Source organism: Amycolatopsis sp. DSM 110486 (assembly GCF_019468465.1).
GTDB lineage: Bacteria > Actinomycetota > Actinomycetes > Mycobacteriales > Pseudonocardiaceae > Amycolatopsis.
The window spans coordinates 5,247,837-5,267,871 of the sequence record NZ_CP080519.1; the positions used below are offsets into that span (position 1 = coordinate 5,247,837).

Annotated in this window: 18 protein-coding genes and 1 pseudogene; 13 read left to right on the forward strand and 6 right to left on the reverse strand. The window is 70.9% G+C overall.

Annotated elements, in window-relative coordinates; genetic code table 11:
- Positions 1-40: 40 nt before the first annotated feature.
- From K1T34_RS25590 to K1T34_RS25610, 5 genes are read left to right on the forward strand one after another with little or no spacing between them, the layout of a single operon-like run.
- Entirely contained in the window at positions 41-775 is a 735-nt protein-coding gene (locus K1T34_RS25590; RefSeq protein WP_220246713.1) for an acetoacetate decarboxylase, read from the forward strand.
- Positions 776-784: 9 nt separating this feature from the next.
- Positions 785-1,705 (forward strand): 3-hydroxyacyl-CoA dehydrogenase NAD-binding domain-containing protein, encoded by a 921-nt coding sequence (locus K1T34_RS25595; protein ID WP_220246714.1) that lies wholly within the window; start codon positions 785-787, stop codon positions 1,703-1,705.
- A complete protein-coding gene (locus tag K1T34_RS25600; RefSeq protein WP_220246715.1) occupies positions 1,702-3,216 on the forward strand; it encodes a CoA transferase in 1,515 nt (504 codons plus the stop codon). Before K1T34_RS25595 ends, K1T34_RS25600 begins: the two co-directional genes overlap by 4 nt.
- Positions 3,217-3,218: 2 nt before the next feature.
- Positions 3,219-4,517 carry an aldehyde dehydrogenase family protein gene (locus tag K1T34_RS25605; RefSeq protein ID WP_220246716.1) on the forward strand — a complete coding sequence of 433 codons (1,299 nt, stop codon included), beginning with the start codon at positions 3,219-3,221 and terminating at the stop codon, positions 4,515-4,517.
- 42 nt (positions 4,518-4,559) lie between these two features.
- Complete coding sequence (locus tag K1T34_RS25610; protein ID WP_220246717.1) at positions 4,560-5,531, forward strand: hypothetical protein; 972 nt, start codon at positions 4,560-4,562, stop codon at positions 5,529-5,531.
- 186 nt (positions 5,532-5,717) lie between these two features.
- Here K1T34_RS25610 and K1T34_RS25615 read toward each other — a convergent pair whose 3' ends face one another.
- Positions 5,718-6,074, reverse strand: a complete 357-nt coding sequence (locus K1T34_RS25615; protein ID WP_220246718.1) for a hypothetical protein — start codon at positions 6,072-6,074, stop codon at positions 5,718-5,720.
- Positions 6,075-6,301: 227 nt separating this feature from the next.
- Here K1T34_RS25615 and K1T34_RS25620 point away from each other — a divergent pair, with 227 nt between their 5' ends.
- The 6 genes and pseudogenes from K1T34_RS25620 to K1T34_RS25650 all read left to right on the forward strand — a co-directional run bounded on the left by K1T34_RS25620 (position 6,302) and on the right by K1T34_RS25650 (position 13,083).
- The gene (locus tag K1T34_RS25620; RefSeq protein WP_220246719.1) at positions 6,302-7,789 is read left to right on the forward strand and encodes an alkaline phosphatase family protein; all 1,488 of its coding nucleotides are present in this window, start codon (positions 6,302-6,304) and stop codon (positions 7,787-7,789) included.
- A gap of 305 nt (positions 7,790-8,094) precedes the next feature.
- Positions 8,095-9,712 (forward strand): annotated as a pseudogene (locus tag K1T34_RS25630) (ABC-F family ATP-binding cassette domain-containing protein).
- 109 nt (positions 9,713-9,821) lie between these two features.
- Positions 9,822-10,256: a hypothetical protein gene (locus tag K1T34_RS25635; protein ID WP_255638704.1), complete on the forward strand. Its 435-nt coding sequence runs from the start codon at positions 9,822-9,824 to the stop codon at positions 10,254-10,256.
- 25 nt (positions 10,257-10,281) lie between these two features.
- Entirely contained in the window at positions 10,282-11,388 is a 1,107-nt protein-coding gene (locus K1T34_RS25640) for a sensor histidine kinase (protein WP_255638705.1), read from the forward strand.
- Positions 11,385-11,993: a response regulator gene (locus K1T34_RS25645; RefSeq protein ID WP_220246722.1), complete on the forward strand. Its 609-nt coding sequence runs from the start codon at positions 11,385-11,387 to the stop codon at positions 11,991-11,993. The genes K1T34_RS25640 and K1T34_RS25645 overlap by 4 nt, the downstream gene beginning before the upstream one ends.
- A gap of 133 nt (positions 11,994-12,126) precedes the next feature.
- On the forward strand, positions 12,127-13,083 hold the full coding sequence (locus tag K1T34_RS25650; RefSeq protein WP_255638706.1) for an NmrA/HSCARG family protein: 957 nt from the start codon (positions 12,127-12,129) through the stop codon (positions 13,081-13,083).
- A 166-nt stretch (positions 13,084-13,249) separates the two neighbouring features.
- Here K1T34_RS25650 and K1T34_RS25655 read toward each other — a convergent pair whose 3' ends face one another.
- From K1T34_RS25655 to K1T34_RS25670, 4 genes are all read right to left on the reverse strand, one after another.
- Positions 13,250-14,038, reverse strand: coding sequence for a MerR family transcriptional regulator (locus K1T34_RS25655; RefSeq protein ID WP_220246723.1), 789 nt, complete (start codon positions 14,036-14,038; stop codon positions 13,250-13,252).
- A gap of 14 nt (positions 14,039-14,052) precedes the next feature.
- Positions 14,053-14,541: a VOC family protein gene (locus tag K1T34_RS25660; RefSeq protein ID WP_255638707.1), complete on the reverse strand. Its 489-nt coding sequence runs from the start codon at positions 14,539-14,541 to the stop codon at positions 14,053-14,055.
- A 34-nt stretch (positions 14,542-14,575) separates the two neighbouring features.
- Positions 14,576-15,628 carry a zinc-binding dehydrogenase gene (locus tag K1T34_RS25665; protein WP_255638708.1) on the reverse strand — a complete coding sequence of 351 codons (1,053 nt, stop codon included), beginning with the start codon at positions 15,626-15,628 and terminating at the stop codon, positions 14,576-14,578.
- Between the two features lie 114 nt (positions 15,629-15,742).
- Entirely contained in the window at positions 15,743-16,180 is a 438-nt protein-coding gene (locus K1T34_RS25670) for a VOC family protein (protein WP_220246724.1), read from the reverse strand.
- A gap of 119 nt (positions 16,181-16,299) precedes the next feature.
- Here K1T34_RS25670 and K1T34_RS25675 point away from each other — a divergent pair, with 119 nt between their 5' ends.
- Complete coding sequence (locus tag K1T34_RS25675) at positions 16,300-17,310, forward strand: GlxA family transcriptional regulator (protein ID WP_220246725.1); 1,011 nt, start codon at positions 16,300-16,302, stop codon at positions 17,308-17,310.
- Here K1T34_RS25675 and K1T34_RS25680 read toward each other — a convergent pair.
- The gene (locus K1T34_RS25680; protein ID WP_220246726.1) at positions 17,276-18,409 is read right to left on the reverse strand and encodes a hypothetical protein; all 1,134 of its coding nucleotides are present in this window, start codon (positions 18,407-18,409) and stop codon (positions 17,276-17,278) included. The genes K1T34_RS25675 and K1T34_RS25680 overlap by 35 nt on opposite strands.
- 224 nt (positions 18,410-18,633) lie before the next feature.
- Between K1T34_RS25680 and K1T34_RS25685 the strand changes: the two genes are divergently transcribed.
- Positions 18,634-19,947 (forward strand): Bcr/CflA family multidrug efflux MFS transporter, encoded by a 1,314-nt coding sequence (locus K1T34_RS25685; protein ID WP_255638709.1) that lies wholly within the window; start codon positions 18,634-18,636, stop codon positions 19,945-19,947.
- The last annotated feature ends 88 nt before the right edge of the window (positions 19,948-20,035 follow it).

Consider the following 20,035-nt stretch of genomic DNA (forward strand, 5'->3'; position numbering starts at 1 on the left):
GCAGGTAGATTGCGGTTCGTGATCTTGCGGGAAGTCGCTCATGCGTGAGGACGAGGTCCTCGCCCAGCTCACCACGCCCCTGGCCGCGCCGGCTTTTCCGCGCGGGCCCTACCGGTTCACCGACCGCGAATACCTGAACATCACCTACCGGACGGATCCGGCGGCGCTGCGGGCGCTCGTCCCGGAACCACTGGTCGTGGACGAGCCGCTGGTGCGGTTCGAGGTGATGCGAATGCCCGACGTGACCGGCCTCGGCGACTACACGGAGTCCGGCCAGGTCGCGATGGTGCGCCACGGCGACGAGGTCGGTGAGTTCACCCTGGGCATGTACGTGGACAGCCTGCCCGCCATCGCGAGCGGCCGCGAGGTCGCCGCGTACCCGAAGAAGCTCGGCAAACCCAGGCTGTACACGGATTCCGACACGCTCGTGGGCACGCTCGACTACGGCTCGATCCAGGTCGCGCTGGCCACGATGGGCTACAAGCACCGCGCGCTCGACGAAGCCCAGGCTCGGGCAGAGCTGACCGCGCCGACGTTCATGCTCAAGATCGTGCCCGGCTACGACGGCCGTCCGCGCATCTGCGAGCTCGCGCGCAGCCGGATCAGCGACGTCACGATCAAGGGCGCGTGGACCGGCCCGGCGCGGCTGCACCTCGTGGCCCACGCGCTGGCGCCGCTGGCCGACCTGCCGGTGCTGGAGATCGTGTCGGCTCGCCACCTTCTGACCGACCTCACACTCGGCCGGCTCGCGGTCGTGCACGACTACCTGGCTTGAGGGGAAACCATGAAGGCGACCATCGTCGGCGGCGGGGTCATCGGCGTGTCGTGGGCCGGGCTGATGGCCTCGCGCGGCCTCGACGTGACGGTCAGCGACCCGGCGCCGGGCATCGAGGACACCGTGCGCGCCGGGCTGGCGGAGCTGGAGCCGGCGTTGCGGGAGCTCGGCTTGCCCGGTCGTGACTTGGCGGTGAGCTTCGAGCCGGACCTGGCGACGGCCGTTGCCGAGGCGGACGTGGTGCAGGAGAACGGCCCCGAACGGCTCGACCTGAAGCATCGGATCTTCAGCACCATCGAGGCCCACGCTCCGGCGCACGCGTTGCTGCTCACATCCACGTCGGGCATTCCCGCGACCGACATCGCCACGGCTATGAACCAGCCGGAACGGCTTGTGGTGGGGCACCCGTTCAACCCGCCGCACCTGATTCCGCTGGTGGAGGTCGTGGCGGGGGAGAAGACGTCGGCGGAGAACGTGGCGCGGGCCGTCGCGTTCTACGAAAGCCTGGGCAAGAAGCCGATTGTGCTGGCGAAGGAGGTGCCCGGGTTCGTCGCGAACCGGCTGCAGGCCGCGATCTTCCGCGAGTGCGTGCACCTCGTCGCCGAGGGTGTGGTGACCGAGCAGCAGCTTGACGAAGTGGTCACGTCCTCGCTCGGGCAGCGGTGGGCGGTGAGCGGGCCGTTCCTGAGCTTCCACCTCGGGGGCGGGGCCGGCGGGCTGCCGCACTTCCTCGAACACCTGGGCCCGGGCCTGCGGAAACGCTGGGGCCAGCTGGGTACGCCGGACCTCGACGAACCGACCGTCGCGCTGCTGAGTGCCCAGTCGGAGGACTTCGGCGGCACGATCGACGAGCTGGCCAAGGCTCGCGACGAGAAGCAGATCGCCGTGATGAGGGCGCTGGGGACCACACCGGGACAGGAGCAGCGATGACCGTCACCGACCGGATCCGCGAAGCGCTCGCCAACCCCATTCGTTTCGAAGCGGACGACCGGTTCGACATCCACGCCGCGCTGGCCGAAGTGCTCGCCGACGCCGGATTGTCCGAAAAGGACTGTGGTGGCTCTGTCGAGTTCCTCGGTGCAGACCCGATCGTGCCGAGCGCGGTGCGGCTGGGCGCGGCGCCGGCGATCGGGCTCGTCGCCAAGTCCGTGGCGCTGGCCGCGTTGTGGCGCCACCGCGGTGGGCCGGGGCAGGACATCAGCATGGACGTGCGCACGGCGCCGCACCGGCTGTGCCCGTTCTACGACAAGAAGTGGGAGCTGATCAACGGCCTGCCGCCCACCAACACGGCCGACCCGGGCAGCCCGTTCACGCTCAAGTTCTACCGCGCCGGCGACGGCCGCTGGGTGATGCCGCTCAACATCTACCCCAAGCTGAAGTCCGCCGCGCTCAAGCTTCTTCGCACCTACGACGACGAGACCGCCGTGGCCAACGCCGTCGCCCGCTGGAGCGCGCTCGACCTGGAGGAGGCCGGCGCCGACGCGGGTCTCGTGATGCCGATGGTGCGCAGCACGGAGGAGTTCCTCGAGACCAGCCAATACCGCGACGTGCTGGCCGGCCTGCCGCTCATCGAGATCGAGAAGATCGGCGATTCCGATCCGGAGCCGCTGCCCGAGGGTGCTCGCCAGCCGCTCGACGGCGTTCGCGCGCTCGGGATGGGACACGTGATCGCCGGCGCCGCCATCGGCCGTGCGCTGGCGCAGCACGGAGCCGACGCGCTGAACCTCTGGCGCCCGACCGAGTGGGAAAACCCGGTGACGTACTCGACGGCGAACGTCGGCGTCCGATCGGCCACAGTGGACTACCTGCGGGACAAGACGGCGCTGGCGAAGGTCCACGAGCTGGTGCGGGGCGCGGATGTGTTCTACGCCAACCGCCGGCCGGGTCTCGTCGCCGGGCTCGGGTTGTCCGCCCAGCGTGCCGCGCAGCTGCGACCCGGGATCATCCACACCACCGTGTCGCTGCACGGCGAACGTGGGCCGTGGGCGCAGCGCGTGGGCTTCGACCAGACGGCGGGGTGGGTCGCCGGGATGATGACGCTGGAGGGCTCGCCGGACCAGCCCGCGCTGCCGCACATCGGCGTGGTCAACGACTACCTCGTGCCCTGGCTTGCCACCACTGGGATCTGCGCGGCGTTGATGCGCCGGGCGACCGAAGGCGGCAGCTACCGCGTGCACATCTCGCTGACGCGCATCGCGTTGTGGATCATCAGCCTGGGCGTGTTCGACAAGGAGTACGCGCGCACGGTCGCGGGCACCGGTGAACAGCACGCGTACGTCGACCCGGAGACGTTCACGGCCGAGACGCCGCTGGGGCTCTACCAGGGCGTGACCGACCAGGTGCGGATGTCGGAGACGCCGGGTGAGTTCTCGACGATCCTCGTGCCGCGCGGGTCCGGGCGCGCCGAGTGGCTGCCGCGGCCGGCCGGGCTACTGTCGTGATCATGATCCCGGACCTCGTTTCCCGCCTGCGCAAGTCGTTCGCCGCCGGCCGCACCAAGCCGCTGTCCTGGCGGCGCGAGCAGCTCGGCGCGTTGAAGCGCATGCTGCTGGAGCAGGAGGACGACTTCCTCGCCGCCTTGCACACCGACCTCGCGAAGAACGCCACCGAGGCGCGCCGCACCGAGCTGATGTTCATCGTCAACGAGGTCGACGACACCCTCGAGCACCTCGACGAGTGGCTCGCGCCGCAGCCCGCGGGCTTGCCGGAACGCTTGCTGCCCGCCGAGGGCCGCGTGGTGCGCGAGCCGCTGGGTGTCGCGCTGATCATCGGGCCGTGGAACTACCCGCTGCACCTCGCCCTGGCGCCGCTGGTGGGGGTGCTGGCCGCGGGCAACGCCGCCGTCGTGAAGCCGAGCGAGCTTTCGCCGACGGTGTCGGCCGCCATCGCGCGCCACGTGCCGGCGTACCTCGACCCCGAGGCCGTGGCCGTGGTGGAGGGCGCCATCCCGGAGACGACGGAGCTGCTGGAGCAGCACTTCGACCACATCTTCTACACGGGCAACGGCGTCGTCGGGCGGATCGTGATGACGGCCGCGGCGAAGCACCTCACGCCCGTGGCGCTGGAGCTGGGCGGCAAGAGCCCGGTGATCGTGGACACGGACGTCGATCTTCAGGTGGTGGCGCAGCGGATCGTGGACACGAAGTTCATGAACGCCGGCCAGACGTGCGTCGCGCCCGACTACGTGCTCGCCATCGGCGACACCGCGGCCCGCCTCGAACCGCTGCTGACTGAGGCGCTGCAGGCGAAGTTCGGCGACGACGCGGCTTCGAGCCCCGACTACGGGCGTATCGTGAACACCCGGCACTTCGATCGCCTGTCTCACCTCCTGACCAGTGGCCGCGTGGTCACCGGCGGCCAGACCGACCGCGACGCCAAGTTCATCGCACCGACCGTGCTCGCCGAGGTCGCGCCGGACGCACCCGTGATGGGCGAGGAGATCTTCGGGCCGATCCTGCCGGTGCTGCCCGTGTCGTCTTTGGACGACGCCATCGCATTCATCACGGGCCGCGACAAACCGTTGGCGCTGTACGCGTTCACCGGGTCCGAAGAGGTCAAACAGCGCATCCTCACCGAAACCTCCTCGGGCGCGGTGACGTTCGGCATGCCGGTGCTGCACCTCGTCGCGCCCGAACTCCCGTTCGGCGGCGTCGGCGAGAGCGGCATGGGGCGCTACCACGGGAAGTACTCCATCGACACGTTCAGCAACCTCAAGGCGGTGCTCGACAAGCCACTGTCCTGAGGACTCGGTGGAATCCCCCGGGGGCGGCTACGATCCTGGATCATGAGCCACCCAGGGGGTCAGCAACCGCAGGGTTATCCGCAAGGTCAGCAGGGGTATCCGGCGGGGTATCCCGCGCCGGGTCAGCCGGGCTTTACCGAGCAGGGTCAGTCGCAGCCGGGATTCCCCGAGGCCGGCCAGGCGCAGCAGGGTTTCGGCCAGGCGGGCCAGCCGCAGCCGGGTTATCCGCAGCAGCAGGCCCAACCGGGTTACCCGCAGCCGGCGGGACAACCGGGTTACGCGCAGCCGCAAGGTCAGCCTGGTCAGCCGGGATATCCGCAGCAGCAAGGGCAACCGGCTCCGTCGGGCTATCCGCGGCAGGCCGGTGAGGCCGGCTACCCGCAGCCCGGTTACCAGCAACCCCTCCCGCAGCACGGCCAGCCGCAGCAGTGGGGCGCCCCACAGCAGCAGTTCTCCCAGCCGCCACAGGGCTTCCCGCCGCAGCCGGGCTCAGCAGCCGGCCCGCTGACCCTGCCCGGCCTCGGCGCGATCCCGGCGGTGCTCGGTGTGGTGCTGGAACTCGTCGCCCTCTTCGGTGTTTCGTGGATCACCTTCACCAACGGCACCCAGTCGGTGACGATGTCCTTCCTCGACCTCGTCAAGGCCGCCAGCGACAACGCGGCCGCCTCCGGCTTCGCGGCGACGTACGTGCAGTTCCTCGCCTTCATCATCACCGCCGCGACAGCCGGGTCGGTGCTGCCCTGGACACTCGGCGCACTCCGGGCCAAACGCTCGGCGTTCCTGCTGAGCGGCATCCGCAGCCGCGAACTCACCCGCGCCGGCTTCTGGTGGTACCGCACGGTCTTCAGCGGCCGCGCGGCCGTCATGCTGATCTTCCACGCCGCCGGCATCGCCACCCTCTACTGGGGCAACTTCTCCTCCCTGGGCCTCGGCCCGATCCTTCTCCTGGTCGGCGGCCTCCTGGTCCTCGCCGGCGCGGCCATGGGCCCACGCCAGGCCCCGGCTATGCCCTGACCCTCCACAGGGGAGCTTCACCTCCAGGACCAGCGCAACGGCGAGTGCGCCCGCGCGATCACAGCCCCGGGCGCACTTGCCGACATGAGCCGTGGGCAAGGCCGTGCTCGCGTTCACCCCGCACGCCGACCCGGGAGCTCGGCGCGAGCCGCTGGCCGGTGCCGGTCGACCCGGCGAACTGAGCCGTCAGGCCGGCGCGAGCACCAAAGTGGTGTGTTGCCCGTTCAAGCCCTCGTTCATCACGAGCGCGCACGCCACCACGGTGCCCAGCCAGACGGCCGACACGGCGAGGTCCGATCGGGGGACCACCGGGTAGAGCACGGGGGTGAACGTGTTCCCGCCGTTGCCGCCCGTGGACGCGTGGACGTGGTTCATGTACCGGATCCCGGTGGTGCGGTCGAACAGCACCGGGTGCCGGAAGGCCTCGCTCATGTCGAACCCGCGGCGCTTCTTCTCCGGGCGGGTGTCGGCGAACTCGGTCACCTCGACGACGTGGCCCACCGGGATCGGCGCGGGGTAGTTCACCGCGATCGTGCGATTCACACCGGCACCCTAGCAACCGCCGGCCGTTCCGCTGACGGGAAAAATGACACTCCACAGTGGACGCATCCTACGTCTGGTTCCGCCGCTTCGTCCGGAAATCGAGTTGCGCACGTCACTACGCCACGGCGAGTTCGGCGGAAGTTCAGCCACTGCTCATCAACTCCTGGGCGAACGGCTCACCGCGGCAGACGAGTGTTCCCCGTGGCTCCCACCCCGAAAGGACCTCGATGACCGAGAACACCGACCAGGGCAACGGTTTCACGCGCAGACGCCTCCTGGGTTCAGCGGCCGCCGCGGGCGGTCTCGCCGCCGCCGCGATGGCGTTGCCGGCGAACGTCCGCAAGGCGATCGCTTCGCCCGCGCCGAAGAACGGCCGGATCTCCGACCTCAAGCACGTCGTCATGCTGATGCAGGAGAACCGCAGCTTCGATCACTACTACGGCACGCTGTCCGGCGTCCGCGGCTTCGGCGACCCCCACGCCGCGCGCCAGTCGGACGGCAGCTCGGTCTTCTACCAGAAGGACGCGAAGAACCCCAAGGGTTACCTGCTGCCGTACCACCTGGACACGAAGTCGACCGCCGCGCAGGCGATCCCGTCGACGAGCCACGAGTGGGCCGTGCAGCACGCGGCTTGGAACGGCGGCAAGAACGACCAGTGGCTGCCCGCCCACCGCGCCGCCGACGGCGAGACCAACGGCCAGTACACCATGGGTTACTTCACCCGTGAGGACATCCCGTTCCAGTACGCGCTGGCCGACGCGTTCACGATCCTCGACTCCTACCACTGCTCGGTGCTCGGCCCCACGGGCCCGAACCGCCACATGTGGATGGCTGGCACGATCGACGCCGCGGGCGACTTCGGTGGCCCCTCGCTCACCACGAGCGCGCCCAACGGCGCGTACTCGTTCAAGACCTACCCCGAGCGCCTCACCGAGGCCGGCGTGAGCTGGAAGATCTACCACTCGCCGGGCGGGACGACCGGGCTCGCCTCGCTCGCGCACATCGCCCAGTACTTCAACGCGAAGCCAGGCGACGACCTGTTCGAGAAGGGCATGAACCCGCAGCCGCTCGGCCAGTTCGAGTACGACGCGGCCCACGACCAGCTGCCCACCGTGAGCTGGATCCTGCCGCCCTCGGGCTTCGACGAGCACCCGGCCGGCCTGCCCGCCGCCGGCGCGACCTTCGTCGCCGGCAAGATCGACGCCATCGCGGCCAACCCCGACGTGTGGGCCAAGACGGCGTTCATCCTGTCCTACGACGAGAACGACGGCCTGTTCGACCACGTCGTGCCGCCGACCCCGAAGCCCGGCACCCCGGGTGAGTTCGTGTTCAAGAAGTCGGTGACCGGCGTCGACGGCGCCGGCCTGCCCACCGGTCTCGGCTTCCGCGTGCCGTGCATCATCGTGTCGCCGTGGACCGTCGGCGGCTGGGTGTGCTCGGAGACCTCCGACCACACGTCGCAGCTGCGGCTGCTGGAGCAGGTGACCGGCGTGCGCGAGCCGAACATCACCGACTGGCGGCGCCGCAGTGTGGGCGACCTCACCTCGGCGTTCCGCTTCCACGACGCCACCAAGCACGCGCCGACGCTGCCCGACACCACGGGCCAGTACAACCTCGCGCAGTACGAGGTCAGCCAGTTCAAGCTGCCGCCCATCCCGACCACGCAGCAGAGCTTCCCCCACCAGGAGCCCGGCCACCGGCCGAAGACCTCCTGACCTCGGCGTTCGTCACCCGTCCGTCCATTCGCGACGGACGGGTGGCGGCACCGGCGACCGAATTTGAGCGGCGCGTGGACAGGCGTGGCTGATAAGGTCGTGGTGATCGTGAACGCGAAGGATCAGGGAGTTGACCACCGAAATGGTGGCTGAGGACGACATCTCCGGGTGAATCCGGCGACGACAGCGGTGCGCTCGGTGCTTTTTGCAACCACAGCGACACCGCATCTTGTCGTTTCCTGAAACCCTGCCCTGTCGTTCTCCGGGCGGCTCACGCACGCCCGCTCCACCCTGAGAGTCCTGCCATGTCCAAGTCCTCCGTCGTCTGTTCCGGCCTGTCCTTTTCCTGGACCGACGGCACCCCCGTCTTCGAAGACCTGTCCTTCACGCTCGGGCCGGGTCGCACCGGTCTCGTCGCGCCCAACGGCGCCGGCAAGAGCACCCTGCTCAAGCTCATCGCCGGCGAGCTCCACCCGCTCGCCGGTTCGGTGACCACCGACGGTGTGCTCGGCTACCTGCCGCAGACGTTGCCGCTCGCCGGCGAACCGACCGTGGCCGAGGTGCTGGAGATCGAGCCGATCGTGCGCGCTCGCGGCCATCGAAGGTGGTGACGCGGGCGAGGAGCACTTCGCGAAAGTCGGCAGCGACTGGGACATCGAAGAACGCGCCCGCGCGGAGCTGGACCGGCTCGGGCTCGGCGACGTCGCGCTCGACCGCCGGCTCGACACGCTCAGCGGCGGCCAGATCGTGTCGCTCGGCCTGGCCGCGCAGCTGCTGAAACAGCCCGACGTGCTGCTGCTCGACGAGCCCACCAACAACCTCGACCGCGACTCCCGGCGCCGCCTGCACACCGTGCTCGGCGACTGGAAGGGCACGCTGCTGCTGGTCAGCCACGACCGCGACCTGCTCGACCGCATGGACCGGATCGCGGAGCTGGACCACGGTTCGCTGCGGCTGTTCGGCGGCAGCTTCACCGAGTACGAGGCCGCGAAGAAAGCCGCGCGCGAGGTCGCGGAGAAGAACGTGCGCACCGCCGAACAGGAGGTCAAGCGCGAGAAACGCGAGCTTCAGCAGGCCCGCGAACGCGCGGCGCGGCGGGCGTCCACCGGCGCCCGCACCGGCTCCGACATCCCGCGCATCGCGCTCGGCAACATCAAGCGCCGCGCGGAATCGTCGGCCGGCAAGGCCAACGACATGCACTCGCAACGGCTCGGCGCCGCCAAAGCCCGGCTCGACGAGGCCGACCGCGCCGCGCGCGAAGACGACACGATCGTGCTGGAGCTGCCCGACACCGCCGTGCCCGCCGGGCGCACGGTGTTCCACGGCGAGCGCCTGCACGTGCGGGAGCTGTTCGCCGGCGAAGGTGCGACGCTGGCGATCCGCGGGCCGGAACGGATCGCGTTGATCGGCGCCAACGGAGTCGGCAAGTCGACATTGATGCGGCTCGCCGCGGGCCTGCTCGAACCCGACAGCGGGCTGCTGACCAGGGCCGACGGCCGCGTCGCGTACCTCTCGCAGCGTCTGGACCTGCTCGACGACGACCGCACCGTGGCGGAGAACCTGCGGGCGGCCGCGCCTCAGCTGCCCGAGGCCGACCTGATGAACCTGCTCGCGCGCTTCCTGTTCCGCGGGCCGCGGGCGCACCTGCCGGTCCGGGTGCTCTCGGGTGGCGAACGGCTACGGGCGACGCTGGTGTGCGTGCTGTGCGCGGAGCCGGCGCCGCAGCTGCTCCTGCTCGACGAGCCCACGAACAACCTCGACCTCGCGAGCGTGGAGCAGCTCACCGGCGCGCTCAACGCATACCAGGGCGCGTTCGTGGTCGTGAGCCACGACGACCGCTTCCTCGCCGAGCTGGGCATCAGCCGCTGGCTCACGCTCGCCGAGGGCAAGCTGACGGAAACGGGGCCGCCGTCGGATTTCTGACAAATGTCATGGGCGGTTCATGCGCCGGCTCACTGCTGTGGGCCGGCGCACTCGCCCAGCATGGGTGGAGAACAAGGGGAGAACTCCACACCGTCCGGAAAGGACAGTCATGAACGCCAGCTCCGCCGCCGTGTCCCACGAAAGCCTCAACCACCCGCGCAGCCTCTCGGCCTTCCGCACCACGAGAGCGCTCGTCATCGCCTACCTCACGCTCAGCGTGCTCACCGTCGGAGCGGTGGTCCTGCTGCGGAACAACGCCACGATGGTCACTGACGCCGTGTGGGTGCGCACGGTCATCGTGGTGGCCAGCGCCCTGCTCACGTTGTCCTTCACCCTCCGGACGAGCAAGGGCTCGCGCCGCGCCTACCTGCGGCTGCGGTTGGTCACCGCGATCATGCTGGTGGCGCTGGTCGTCATCGCGGCGCTGCCCGGCGCGTTCCCGGTGTGGCTGCGAGCCGAGCAAGGCGTGTGCGCGCTGCTGCTGCTGGGTGTCGTGCTGATCGCCAACGGGCGGCACGTCCGCTCGTTGTTCGCGCGGGCCTGACCAGGATCCCGGTAGCGTGCCCGACGTGGACGACAACGTCGATCGCTGGGTGCTCGGGCGGCGCCGGTTCGTGCTCGACGCCGGCATGCTCGTGTACCCGGCGGTGACCGTGGCCGGCCTGGTGCCGCGCGGCGGCACCACCGCTGTGGTGGGCTGCGTGCTCGTGGGGTTGTTCAGCTGCTGCTACGTGGTGGCCGCGATCGCCGCGGACCGCGTGGCCCCGCGGGTGTTCTGGTGGTCACTGGGCGCCCAGGCGGTGCTGTTCCTCGCCGTGTTGCCCTTTGCGCAGGCCGACGCTTTTTTCCTGGCCGCGGTCGTCGTGGCGTTTCTGATGCGGCTGCTGCGCGGCAGGGTGGCGGTGGTGGTGCTCCTGGGGGCCGGGCTGGCGGCGATCGTGGTGCCGCCGGCCGTGCGGCCGTGGCACTCCGGGCCGGCGTGGGCGCAGGCCATCGCACTCGTGTTCACCGCGCTGATGGTCTACGCCTTCTCCGAGGCGGTCCGTACCAACCGGGCGCTGGTCGAGGCTCGCGCGGAGGTCGAGCGGCTCGCGGCCGAAGCCGAGCGCACCCGCATCGCCCGCGACCTTCACGACCTGCTCGGCCACTCGCTCACCGCGATCACGGTGAAGAGCAATCTCGCCCGCCGCCTCGGGGAGACGGACACGGAACGCGCGTTCGAGGAGATCGGCGAGGTCGAACGCCTCTCCCGGCAGGCACTCGCCGACGTGCGCGCGGCCGTTTCGGGCAGCCGCGACGTGACGCTGGCCGGGGAGCTGGCGCGCGGCCGGGAGCTGCTGCGCGCGTCCGGGGTCACGGCCGACCTGCCCACCGCGACGGACGTGGTCGACGGCGCCCACCAGGAGCTGTTCGGCTGGGTCGTGCGGGAGGGGCTGACCAACGTCGCGCGCCACGCTCGTGCGACGAGCTGCACCGTCCGGCTTTCGGCTTCGGAGGTGGAAGTGCGTGACGACGGGGTGGGCGCGGTGGCTTCTTCGGGCAACGGTCTGGACGGGTTGCGCTCACGCGTCGCCGAGGCGGGTGGGCGGATGGAGGCCGGGCCGGCGCAGCCGCGGGGGTGGCGGCTGTGCGTGTCGATGCAGGCTCCGCGTTCGAAGAACGGAGCGGCGGCATGACCATCCGCCTGCTGCTCGCCGACGACCAGGCCCTGGTGCGCCAGGCGTTGTGCGCCCTGCTGGAGCTGGAGGACGACTTCGCGGTCGTCGCGTCGGTCGGCCGCGGTGACCAGGTGGTGGACGCGGCGCTGGCGGAGCAGCCGGACGTCGCGTTGCTGGACATCGAGATGCCGGGCCTCGACGGCCTGGCCGCGGCGGCCGTGCTCGCCAAGAAAGCGCCGGGCTGCCGCGTGGTCATGCTGACCACGTTCGGGCGCGCGGGCTACCTGCGGCGCGCGATGGAGGCGGGTGCCGTCGGGTTCGTGGTGAAGGACGCTCCGGCCGAGACGCTGGCCGACGCGATCCGCCGCGTGGTCGCCGGTGAGCGCGTGGTGGATCCGGCGCTGGCCGTCGCGACGCTGGCGGCGGGGGAGTCGCCGCTCACTGCGCGCGAGCGCGACGTGCTGATCGCCGCCCGGTCAGGGGTCTCGGTCGCCGAGATGGCGGCCACGCTGTACCTGTCGGAGGGCACGGTGCGCAACTACCTGTCGGCGGCGATCGCCAAGACGGGCACGCGCAACCGGATGGAAGCGCTGCGGGTCGCCGACGAGCGCGGCTGGCTGTGACAGCCTGTGCCGTCCCCCGCCGTGGGTACCCACGGTGTGGCGAGGTGCCGTCCGGAAAAGAGGGACAACCTGGAACTCGTTCGGGAAACATCCGACGAGAGAGGCAGGAACCCGATGACCGACAAGAAGATCATTGCCGTGGTGGGGGGCGACCGGTTCGCAGGGCGGTGGTCTGGCCCGTGCGATCCTCGACGACCCGCAGGGACCGTTCAGCCTTCGTGCGCTGACCCGTGACGTCGAGTCCCCGGCGGCGAAGGAGCTGGCGGCGCGCGGGGCGGAGGTCGTGGCGGCCGATCTCGACGACGAGACGAGTGTGCTGCGCGCGTTCGAAGGCGCGTATGGCGCGTACGTGGTCACGAACTTCTGGGTCCAGCGCACCCCCGAGGAGGAAGCGGCGCGCACGCGGGCGCAGATGGAGCTCGACCAGGCGGAGATCGCCGCGCGCGCCGCGAAGAAGACCGGTCTGAAGCACGTGGTCTGGTCCACGCTGGAGGACACCCGCCCGCACTTCGAACACCAGGGCCTCGAGCTGCCGACGCTGCTCGAGAAGTACACGGTGCCCCACTTCGACGCCAAGGGCGAGGGCAACCGGTTCTTCACCGAGCACGGCGTGCCGACCACGTTCCTGGAGACGACGTTCTACTACGAGTCGCTCCTGCAGGGCCAGGGCGTGCACCGCGGCGCCGACGGCAAGCTCGCGCTGACCAACCCGATGGGCGACTCCGTGATGGCGCTCGTCGCGTCGGAGGACATCGGCCGCACGGCCTACGGCATCTTCCTGGCGGGCCCGACGTACATCGGCCGCACGGTCGGCCTCGCCGGCGCGCACTACACGGGCGTCCAGCTGGCGGAGCTGTTCACGAACGTGCTGGGCGAGGAGGTCGTCTACCGGCCCCAGACCCACGACGAGGCCCGCGCCGCCGGCTACCCGGGTGCGGTCGAAGTCGGCAACATGTACCAGTTCTACGCAGACGCCGCCGACTCGTTCGTCGAGTCCCGCGACCTCGAGCGCGTGCGCCGCATCAACCCGCGGCTGACGTCGCTGGAGGAGTGGCTGCGGGAGCACAAGTCGGAGCTGGTGACCGACTGAAGCCCGCTCCGGGCCACCGTGCGACGTCGTCGGGGGACGGTGCGCGGTGGTCCGGGTTTCGTGCGGTGGCGGTGAGGCGCCGCCGCACGAAACCCGGAACGCTCGCCGGCGGGGCTGGTCGCGCTGTGCCGCCGGCGAGCACTTCCGGGTTCGCCGGGCGAAAACGTCAGTCCCAGGTGGCGGTCTCCGGGTCGACGCCGTGGGCCGCGGCGTTCGCGTTGATCACCTCGCGCAGCCACGGCGCCAGGTCCGGCGAGAACCCGCTGTAGTAGCCCGCGAACCCCTCGTCCTCCGCCAGGAGCCGGCCGAGGCAGACGTGGCGGGCGTGGGGGCAGTCGAAGTACGTCGTCATGGACGCGCGGTGGCGTTCGGCCAGATCGTTGGCCTCGGCCGAGCCCGGGGTGACGCCGGTCTGGTGGGCGGTCGCCAGGTCGGCGTTCAGCTTTTCGACGCGCGCCACCACTTCCTGCCAGTCGGCGGGGCTCAGCTTGGCGGCGCGTTCGGTGTACTGGGTCCACTGAGGACTGTCGCCCCAGCGGGTTTCGGCTTCACCGACCCATTCCGGGCGCCAGTCGGAGCCGAAGATCTCCACCTGTTGTTCCGGGGTGAGCCGGATGCCGGTCTTCGCGGCGGCCAGCATGCGATCGACGGCCGACACCATCGTCTCCAGACGGGAAATCCGGTCGACGAGCTCGGTGCGCTGGCGCCGAAGATGCGCACGGGCGTCGACGGCCGGGTCGTCGAGCAGGCGGCCGATCTCGGCGAGCGGGAAACCCAGCTCGCGGTAGACGAGGACCCGGTGCACCCGGGCGATGTCGTCGCCCGAGTACACCCGGTACCCCGCAGACGTGCGCTCGCTCGGGCGCACGAGACCGATCGCGTCCCAGTGGTGCAGCGTCTTCACGCTGACCCCGACGAGCGCCGCTGCCCGGCCGACAGTGAGGCCTTCGCTCATCAGGCCAGTGTGGCTCACCCGCGCGGAATGTCGAATCCGACGGCCCGCAGTTCGTCGGCCTGGGCGCCGTCCGGGTCGATCGGCCGGGCGGCGGTGAGCACGATCCGCACCCGTTCGGGTGTCTCCACCGTGAGCTCGACGGAGTTCCACGGCTTCTCCTCCGGGCCACTCGTGCAGCCCGGCCGCAGCTGTTCGCACCGCGCGGCGACCTCGTCGATCTGGGAGAGGACGCACGAGAAGCTGATGGCCAACGCGGAGCCGGGCGTGACTTCACCCGGCACGAGCAGCACGTCCTGGAACGCCCACCGCCGCAGGTGGGTGAGCCGGCCGGGAATGGAGAAAAGGTCGATGAACCCGAGGCCGCGCAACCAGAAGTCCTTGGACTCCTCGAGGTCGGCCGTCGGGATCATCGGGAACATGGGCATGCCGTAGATGCCGCGGTAGGGCTCCGGCGCGATCGCGTCGAGGGCCGGCATCGGGACGGGGCTGGTGTATTCGTTCACGCCTTCGATGCTCGACCCTCCTGTGACGTCAGGGTCAAGGCCGAAGCAGGATCCGGATCGGGTCGCCTTCGTGTTCGCGCAGGCGCCGCACCCCTTCGGCGGCCTCCTCCAGCGGCAGGATCGCGCTCACGGAGCCCGACACGTCCAGCCGCCCGCGGGCGACCAGCTCCACCAGGTCGGACAGGTGCTTCATGCGATAACCGAGGTGCCCGACGACGGTGTGGCGCCGCCGCACGAAGTTCAGCTCGGCCCCCAGGTCCAGGTGGTCGGGCGACATCCCGACGAGCACCAGCCGGCCGCGGTGGCCGAGCGCGCGGTCGGCCTGCTTGACGCTGGCACCCCGGCCGACGCAGTCGAACGCGACGTCGAGCCCGTGACCACCGGTGATCTCGGCGAGCTTGTCGGGAGTCGCTTCGTCGAGCGGGTCGAGCGCGAAGTCGGCGCCGAGGCCGAGCGCGCGTTCGCGGGCCGCCGGCAGTGGGTCGAGCGCCACGATCGGCGACGCGCCGCAGAGGCGCGCGAGCTGCACCAGGTGCGTGCCCAGCCCGCCGAGACCCCAGATCCCCACGGCCTCCGCGGGGCGCAGCCCGGCCGTGTCGACGGCGCCGTACGGGGTCGAGACCGCGTCGGCCAGCACCGCGGCCTGCTCCAGCGGCACGTGCTCCGGCACGCCGACCAGCGTCGTCGCGGGCGTGACCACGTACTCGGCCCAGGCGCCGTCGTAGTCGAAGGCCATGATCTCGAGCTTTTCGCACACGTCGATCCCGCCGCCCTGGCGGCATTCGCGGCACGTGCCGCACGGGCGGCCCGCGGCCACGACCACGCGGTCGCCCGGCGACCAGAAGCCGACCTCCTCGCCGACGGCGGCGACAGTTCCGGCCGTCTCGTGTCCAGGCGTGATCACCGGCAGTTTCGGGGTGAAGTGCCCGTCGAGCTGGGTCAGGTCCGAGTGGCAGATCCCGCACGCCGCGACCTTGACCACGACCTCACCGCGCCCCGGGGCCGGCACGGGCACCGTCTCCACGCTCAGCTTCTTCGACGCCGCGTCGAACCGCGCCGCTCGCATCGTGGCCGGCAGGCCGCTCATGGGAACTCCTCTTCTGGTCGGCTTATGCGCCGACACTAATGATCAGCGGCCGCCAAGATCAACGACCGCTGACCGTCCGTACCGGCATCCGTGCACCGGACTGTCCTGAGTGGACTATTCGAGCGCCGCGGTGAGCTCCAGGTGGATGCCGTCGGGATCGTTGACCGACAGGATCGCGATGCCGAACGCGGGCAGCTCGCGGATCGTGCCATGCACGACGTCCGTGGCGTCGAGGCGCTCCTGCGCTTCCCGCAGCCGGGCCATCGAGCCGAGCTGGAAGCTCAGGTGGTCGAGGCCGACACGTTCGGACTCGAACCGGTCGGCCTTCTCGGCCACCGGACGCAGGCCGAGGATCAGGTTCTCGTTGGCGAGCACGACTCCGCCGTAGAGCGCGTCGCGGTCGGCCCGGATGGCCGGGTCGTCCGGGCTGCCCGGCGATTCGGCCGCGACGCCGAAGCCGAGCACCTCGGTGTAGAAGGCGCGCGAGCGGTCGAGGTCGGTCACGGTGAGCCGCAGGTGGTGGACGCCGCCCAGGGCGCTGAGGATCGGCATGGTGGCCGCCTTCCGGTTCGGCCCGCCACCCCCTCGGGGACGGTGCCTGGTTCGAACGCTAGGTCCACAGTGGTCACGTCGGAAGTGTCGGTTCCGACGCGTTCGGAACCGTTCCCGACATGGACGTCGCGGTGTTCGTCGTCGATGGCGTGGCTGATTTCGGCCTCACCGCGGTGCTGGAAGTGCTCCGGACGGCCAACGGACTCGCCTCTGACCTGCCGGATCCGCCGCGTCCGTTCGGCATCCGCACGGTGTCCGCCGGTGGCGCCGTCCGCTCGGCCCACGGGTACACGATCCCCGCGGAACCCGTGAAAACCGTGTTGGCCGAAGGTCCCGACCTGCTGCTGGTGCCCGCCGTCGAAATCCCGCAGCCCGAAGCGCTCGTGCGCGAGGTCAGCGGGGCCTCGGGCCGCACCGTGGTGCACGCCCTCAACGCCGCGCGCGAAGCCGGCGTCCGCGTGGCCGCGGCCTGCACGGCCACGTTCTACCTAGCCGAGGCCGGCGTGCTCGACGGTGTGCGCGCCACCACCAGCTGGTGGCTCGGCCCGATGCTGCGCCGTCGCTACCCGCGCGTCGAGGTCGACGAGACGCGCACGCTCTGCGTCGGTGAGGACGTGATCACCGCGGGCGGGGCGCTCGCGCACCTGGATCTGGCGTTGTCGCTGGTCGCGGCCTCCAGCCCGGCGCTGGCCGACCTCGTGAGCCGCTACCTGCTCATCGGCAACCGCACCACGCAACAGGACTTCGCGGCCCCGGAGATCCTCGCGCGCGGCAACCCGCTGGCCGCCGCGTTCGAACGCCGCGTGCGGTCGCGGCTGGGGGAGTCGTTGCAGGTGGCGGCGTTGGCGGGCGAGCTCGGCGTGACCGAACGCAGCCTGCAACGCACCCGGCAGGCCGAGCTGGGGATGTCGCCGCGCGAGTTGATCACAGAGATCCGGCTGCAGCGCGCGATTCACCTGCTGCGCACCACCGGCTTGACCGTCGACGCCGTGGCCGCCCGCGTCGGTTACCTCAACGGCGGCACGCTGCGGACGCTGATCCGCCGCCGGCGTGGTCTGAGCGTCGGCGAGGTGCGTGGCTCAGGCTCGCCGTGGCTCAGTGCTCCGCTGCCGGTGCCTTCGCCGGACTGACCGGCATCATCACGGCCGGGCCGAGGGCGCTCCATCCCGGCACCGGCGCGACCTGCGGTTCGAGGTGCTGCCCGAGCCCTTCGCCCGAGTGGTTCCGCAGGTACCGCAGGCCCCGGCGGAAGCGGCGGTAGGTGCGCGCGGCGATCAGCCCGACGAGCCCGAACACGATCCCGCCCGCGACGTTGGTGTGCGACGCGGGGCCGGTCAACACGAGGTCGGGCAGCGCGGGGAAGAAGGACATCACCGCGATCGTCAGGCACGCGATGGCGACCACGAGCACGAACACCGGTGCCTTGAACCCGGGGCTGCCGCCGGCCATCGCGGTGGCGCCGGCGCGGACGTCGGCGACGGCCTCGCCGTGGCGCTGCACCGCCACCGCGCGGTCGGCGTTGTTCTGGCCGGCGAGCTTCGGGTCCTTCCGCGCCTGCTCGGCCCGGGCGACGACGAGGTCGAGCACCTGCTGCGGGTTCGCGTGCTCCAGGTGCAGCAGCCACTGCCGCCCTTCACCGGCCACGCGCAGCACCGTCTGGTCGCCGACCTGGCCGAGTTGGGCGTAGGCGAGCTCGCTGTAGAGCAGGCCGGGACCGTTGGCGCGCGCGTTGCCGAGCTTGCCGGTGCTGCCGTGCACGAGCCGGTCCCACTGGACGAGCAGTCGGCCGTCGGTCAGGCGCACCACCACCTCCGTGCGGGCGCCGGCCAGGTCGCGCCCGAGCGGCCGGTTGAGCACGAGCTGCGCGAGGCGACCGCACCCGTACGCCACGACCACGGCGACCGGCGCCGCGACGAGCCCTCGCCAGCCCTCGCCGAAGCCGACGGCCATCTGGATCGCCCCGGCGGAGAGCAGCTCGAACCCGAGCAGCAGCCCGCACCACCCGAGCGCCACCGGCCACACCGTCGGGCGCCGGTGGTATACGAGCACGAAGCCCAGCACCAGCAGCACGTACGGGCTCAAGCCCCGCAGCACCGCCAGCGCGTCCAGCCCGGGTGTCGTGCTCCACCCGAACGCCGCGAACGGCCCCAGGAGCCCCACGAGCACCAGCACTCCCGCGGCGATCCGACGCACCGCCATTCCCGGCCCCGAGGGCAGTGATTCCACCACCGCGCCACCTTGCCACGACAGAGGCTCCCCGCGTGGGTGATCTGTCGTATGCGAACTGTCTATTGTGGACATTTCTGGCGGGTGAATCCCGGATTACCTTGTCGTAGTGGTGCAACCACGAGGCGTCACGCGGAGAAAGGCGCGGTGTGATCTGGGAAGGATGTCGGAATAGGCGAGCCCCGTTCGTCGTAGGAGTGAGGTGGCTACCGACTGAGGGAGATGCTGTGACGAACAGGCTGGAAGCCGCACCCGGCGCAGGAGTGTCCGCTGGGGGCGGACAGCTCAAGCTGGTGCTGATCCTGGGTGTCCTCGTGGCACTCGGCCCGCTGTCCATCGACATGTACCTGCCCGCGCTGCCGACCATCGCGCAGGACCTGCTCACGTCCGAGTCCACCATCCAGCTCACGCTGACCGGCACCGTGCTCGGGCTGGCGCTCGGGCAGCTGCTGGTCGGGCCGCTGTCCGACGCGTTCGGACGGCGGATCCCGCTCATCACCGGCAGCTTGATCCACGTCGCCGCCTCGCTGCTCTGCCTGGTGGCGCCGAACGTCGAGCTGCTCACCGGCGCGCGCATCCTGCAGGGCCTCGGCGCCTCCGCGGGCGCGGTGCTGGCGCTGGCCGTGGTGCGTGACCTCTACACCGACCGCAACGCGGCGAAGCTGCTGTCGCGCCTGATCCTGGTGATGGGTGTGTCGCCGGTGCTCGCGCCGACGCTCGGCAGTGCCCTGCTGAGCTGGACCGAGTGGCGTGGCGTGTTCGTGGTGCTCGCCGTGATCGGGCTCGCAAGTGCGATCGCCGCGGCGCTGGCCCTGCCGGAGACGCTGCCGAAGCAGCGCCGCCAGCCGTGGGAGCTCAAGGCGACGGTCCGCTCGTACCGCGGGCTGCTCACCGACCGCTCGTTCATCGGCCTGGTGATCGTGGCCGGCCTCGCGATGGCCGGGCTGTTCGCGTTCATCAGCGGCGGCTCGTTCGTGTTCCAGCAGGAGTTCGGTCTCAACCAGCAGCAGTTCGGCCTGCTCTTCGGCGCCAGCGCGATCTGGCTGATCGCCGCGACGCAGGTCAACGCGCGGCTGATGAACCGATACGAGCCGGCTCAGGTGCTGGTCGTCGCGAGCGTGGCGGCCGTCGTGGCCGCGGCGGTCCTGCTGGTCACGGCGCTCACCGGCTTCGGCGGGATGTTCGGCGTCGCGGTGCCCGTGTGGGCGGTGCTGTTCTTCGCCGGCCTGATCCTGCCCAACGCGCCCGCGGTCGCCCTCAACTCCCACGGTGACAACGCCGGCACCGCGGCCTCGCTGCTGGGTGCCGTGCAGTTCGGCATCGGCGCGGCCGTGTCGCCGGTCGTGGGCCTGATCGGCAACAACGCCGCCGCCATGGGGATCGTGATGTTCAGCGGCATCCTGCTGGCCGGCGTCGTCCTGTGGGTTGTTGCCCGGCCGTGGGAGCTCACGGTCCCGGACGAGTCGGCCGGCGACGAGCGGGTGACCGAGCCCTCGGCCCAGCCCGAGCCCAAGGCCGTCGCCTGCGCCGACGCGGTCTGACCGCCTCACGATTGCGGGCATTCTGCCCTCCCTGCCAGGCAGGCTGTATCAAAGGGGCACCAACGAGTCAATAGCCCATCGCGCAAGC

Excerpts from the sequence above, each read along its gene's own strand:
- K1T34_RS25590 (WP_220246713.1), top strand. The coding sequence starts at position 41 with ATGCGTGAGGACGAGGTCCTCGCCCAGCTCACCACGCCCCTGGCCGCG.
- K1T34_RS25595 (WP_220246714.1), top strand. The coding sequence starts at position 785 with ATGAAGGCGACCATCGTCGGCGGCGGGGTCATCGGCGTGTCGTGGGCC.
- K1T34_RS25600 (WP_220246715.1), top strand. The coding sequence starts at position 1,702 with ATGACCGTCACCGACCGGATCCGCGAAGCGCTCGCCAACCCCATTCGT.
- K1T34_RS25605 (WP_220246716.1), top strand. The coding sequence starts at position 3,219 with ATGATCCCGGACCTCGTTTCCCGCCTGCGCAAGTCGTTCGCCGCCGGC.
- K1T34_RS25610 (WP_220246717.1), top strand. The coding sequence starts at position 4,560 with ATGAGCCACCCAGGGGGTCAGCAACCGCAGGGTTATCCGCAAGGTCAG.
- K1T34_RS25620 (WP_220246719.1), top strand. The coding sequence starts at position 6,302 with ATGACCGAGAACACCGACCAGGGCAACGGTTTCACGCGCAGACGCCTC.
- K1T34_RS25635 (WP_255638704.1), top strand. The coding sequence starts at position 9,822 with ATGAACGCCAGCTCCGCCGCCGTGTCCCACGAAAGCCTCAACCACCCG.
- K1T34_RS25645 (WP_220246722.1), top strand. The coding sequence starts at position 11,385 with ATGACCATCCGCCTGCTGCTCGCCGACGACCAGGCCCTGGTGCGCCAG.
- K1T34_RS25655 (WP_220246723.1), bottom strand. The coding sequence starts at position 14,038 with ATGAGCGAAGGCCTCACTGTCGGCCGGGCAGCGGCGCTCGTCGGGGTC.
- K1T34_RS25665 (WP_255638708.1), bottom strand. The coding sequence starts at position 15,628 with ATGAGCGGCCTGCCGGCCACGATGCGAGCGGCGCGGTTCGACGCGGCG.
- K1T34_RS25670 (WP_220246724.1), bottom strand. The coding sequence starts at position 16,180 with ATGCCGATCCTCAGCGCCCTGGGCGGCGTCCACCACCTGCGGCTCACC.
- K1T34_RS25675 (WP_220246725.1), top strand. The coding sequence starts at position 16,300 with ATGGACGTCGCGGTGTTCGTCGTCGATGGCGTGGCTGATTTCGGCCTC.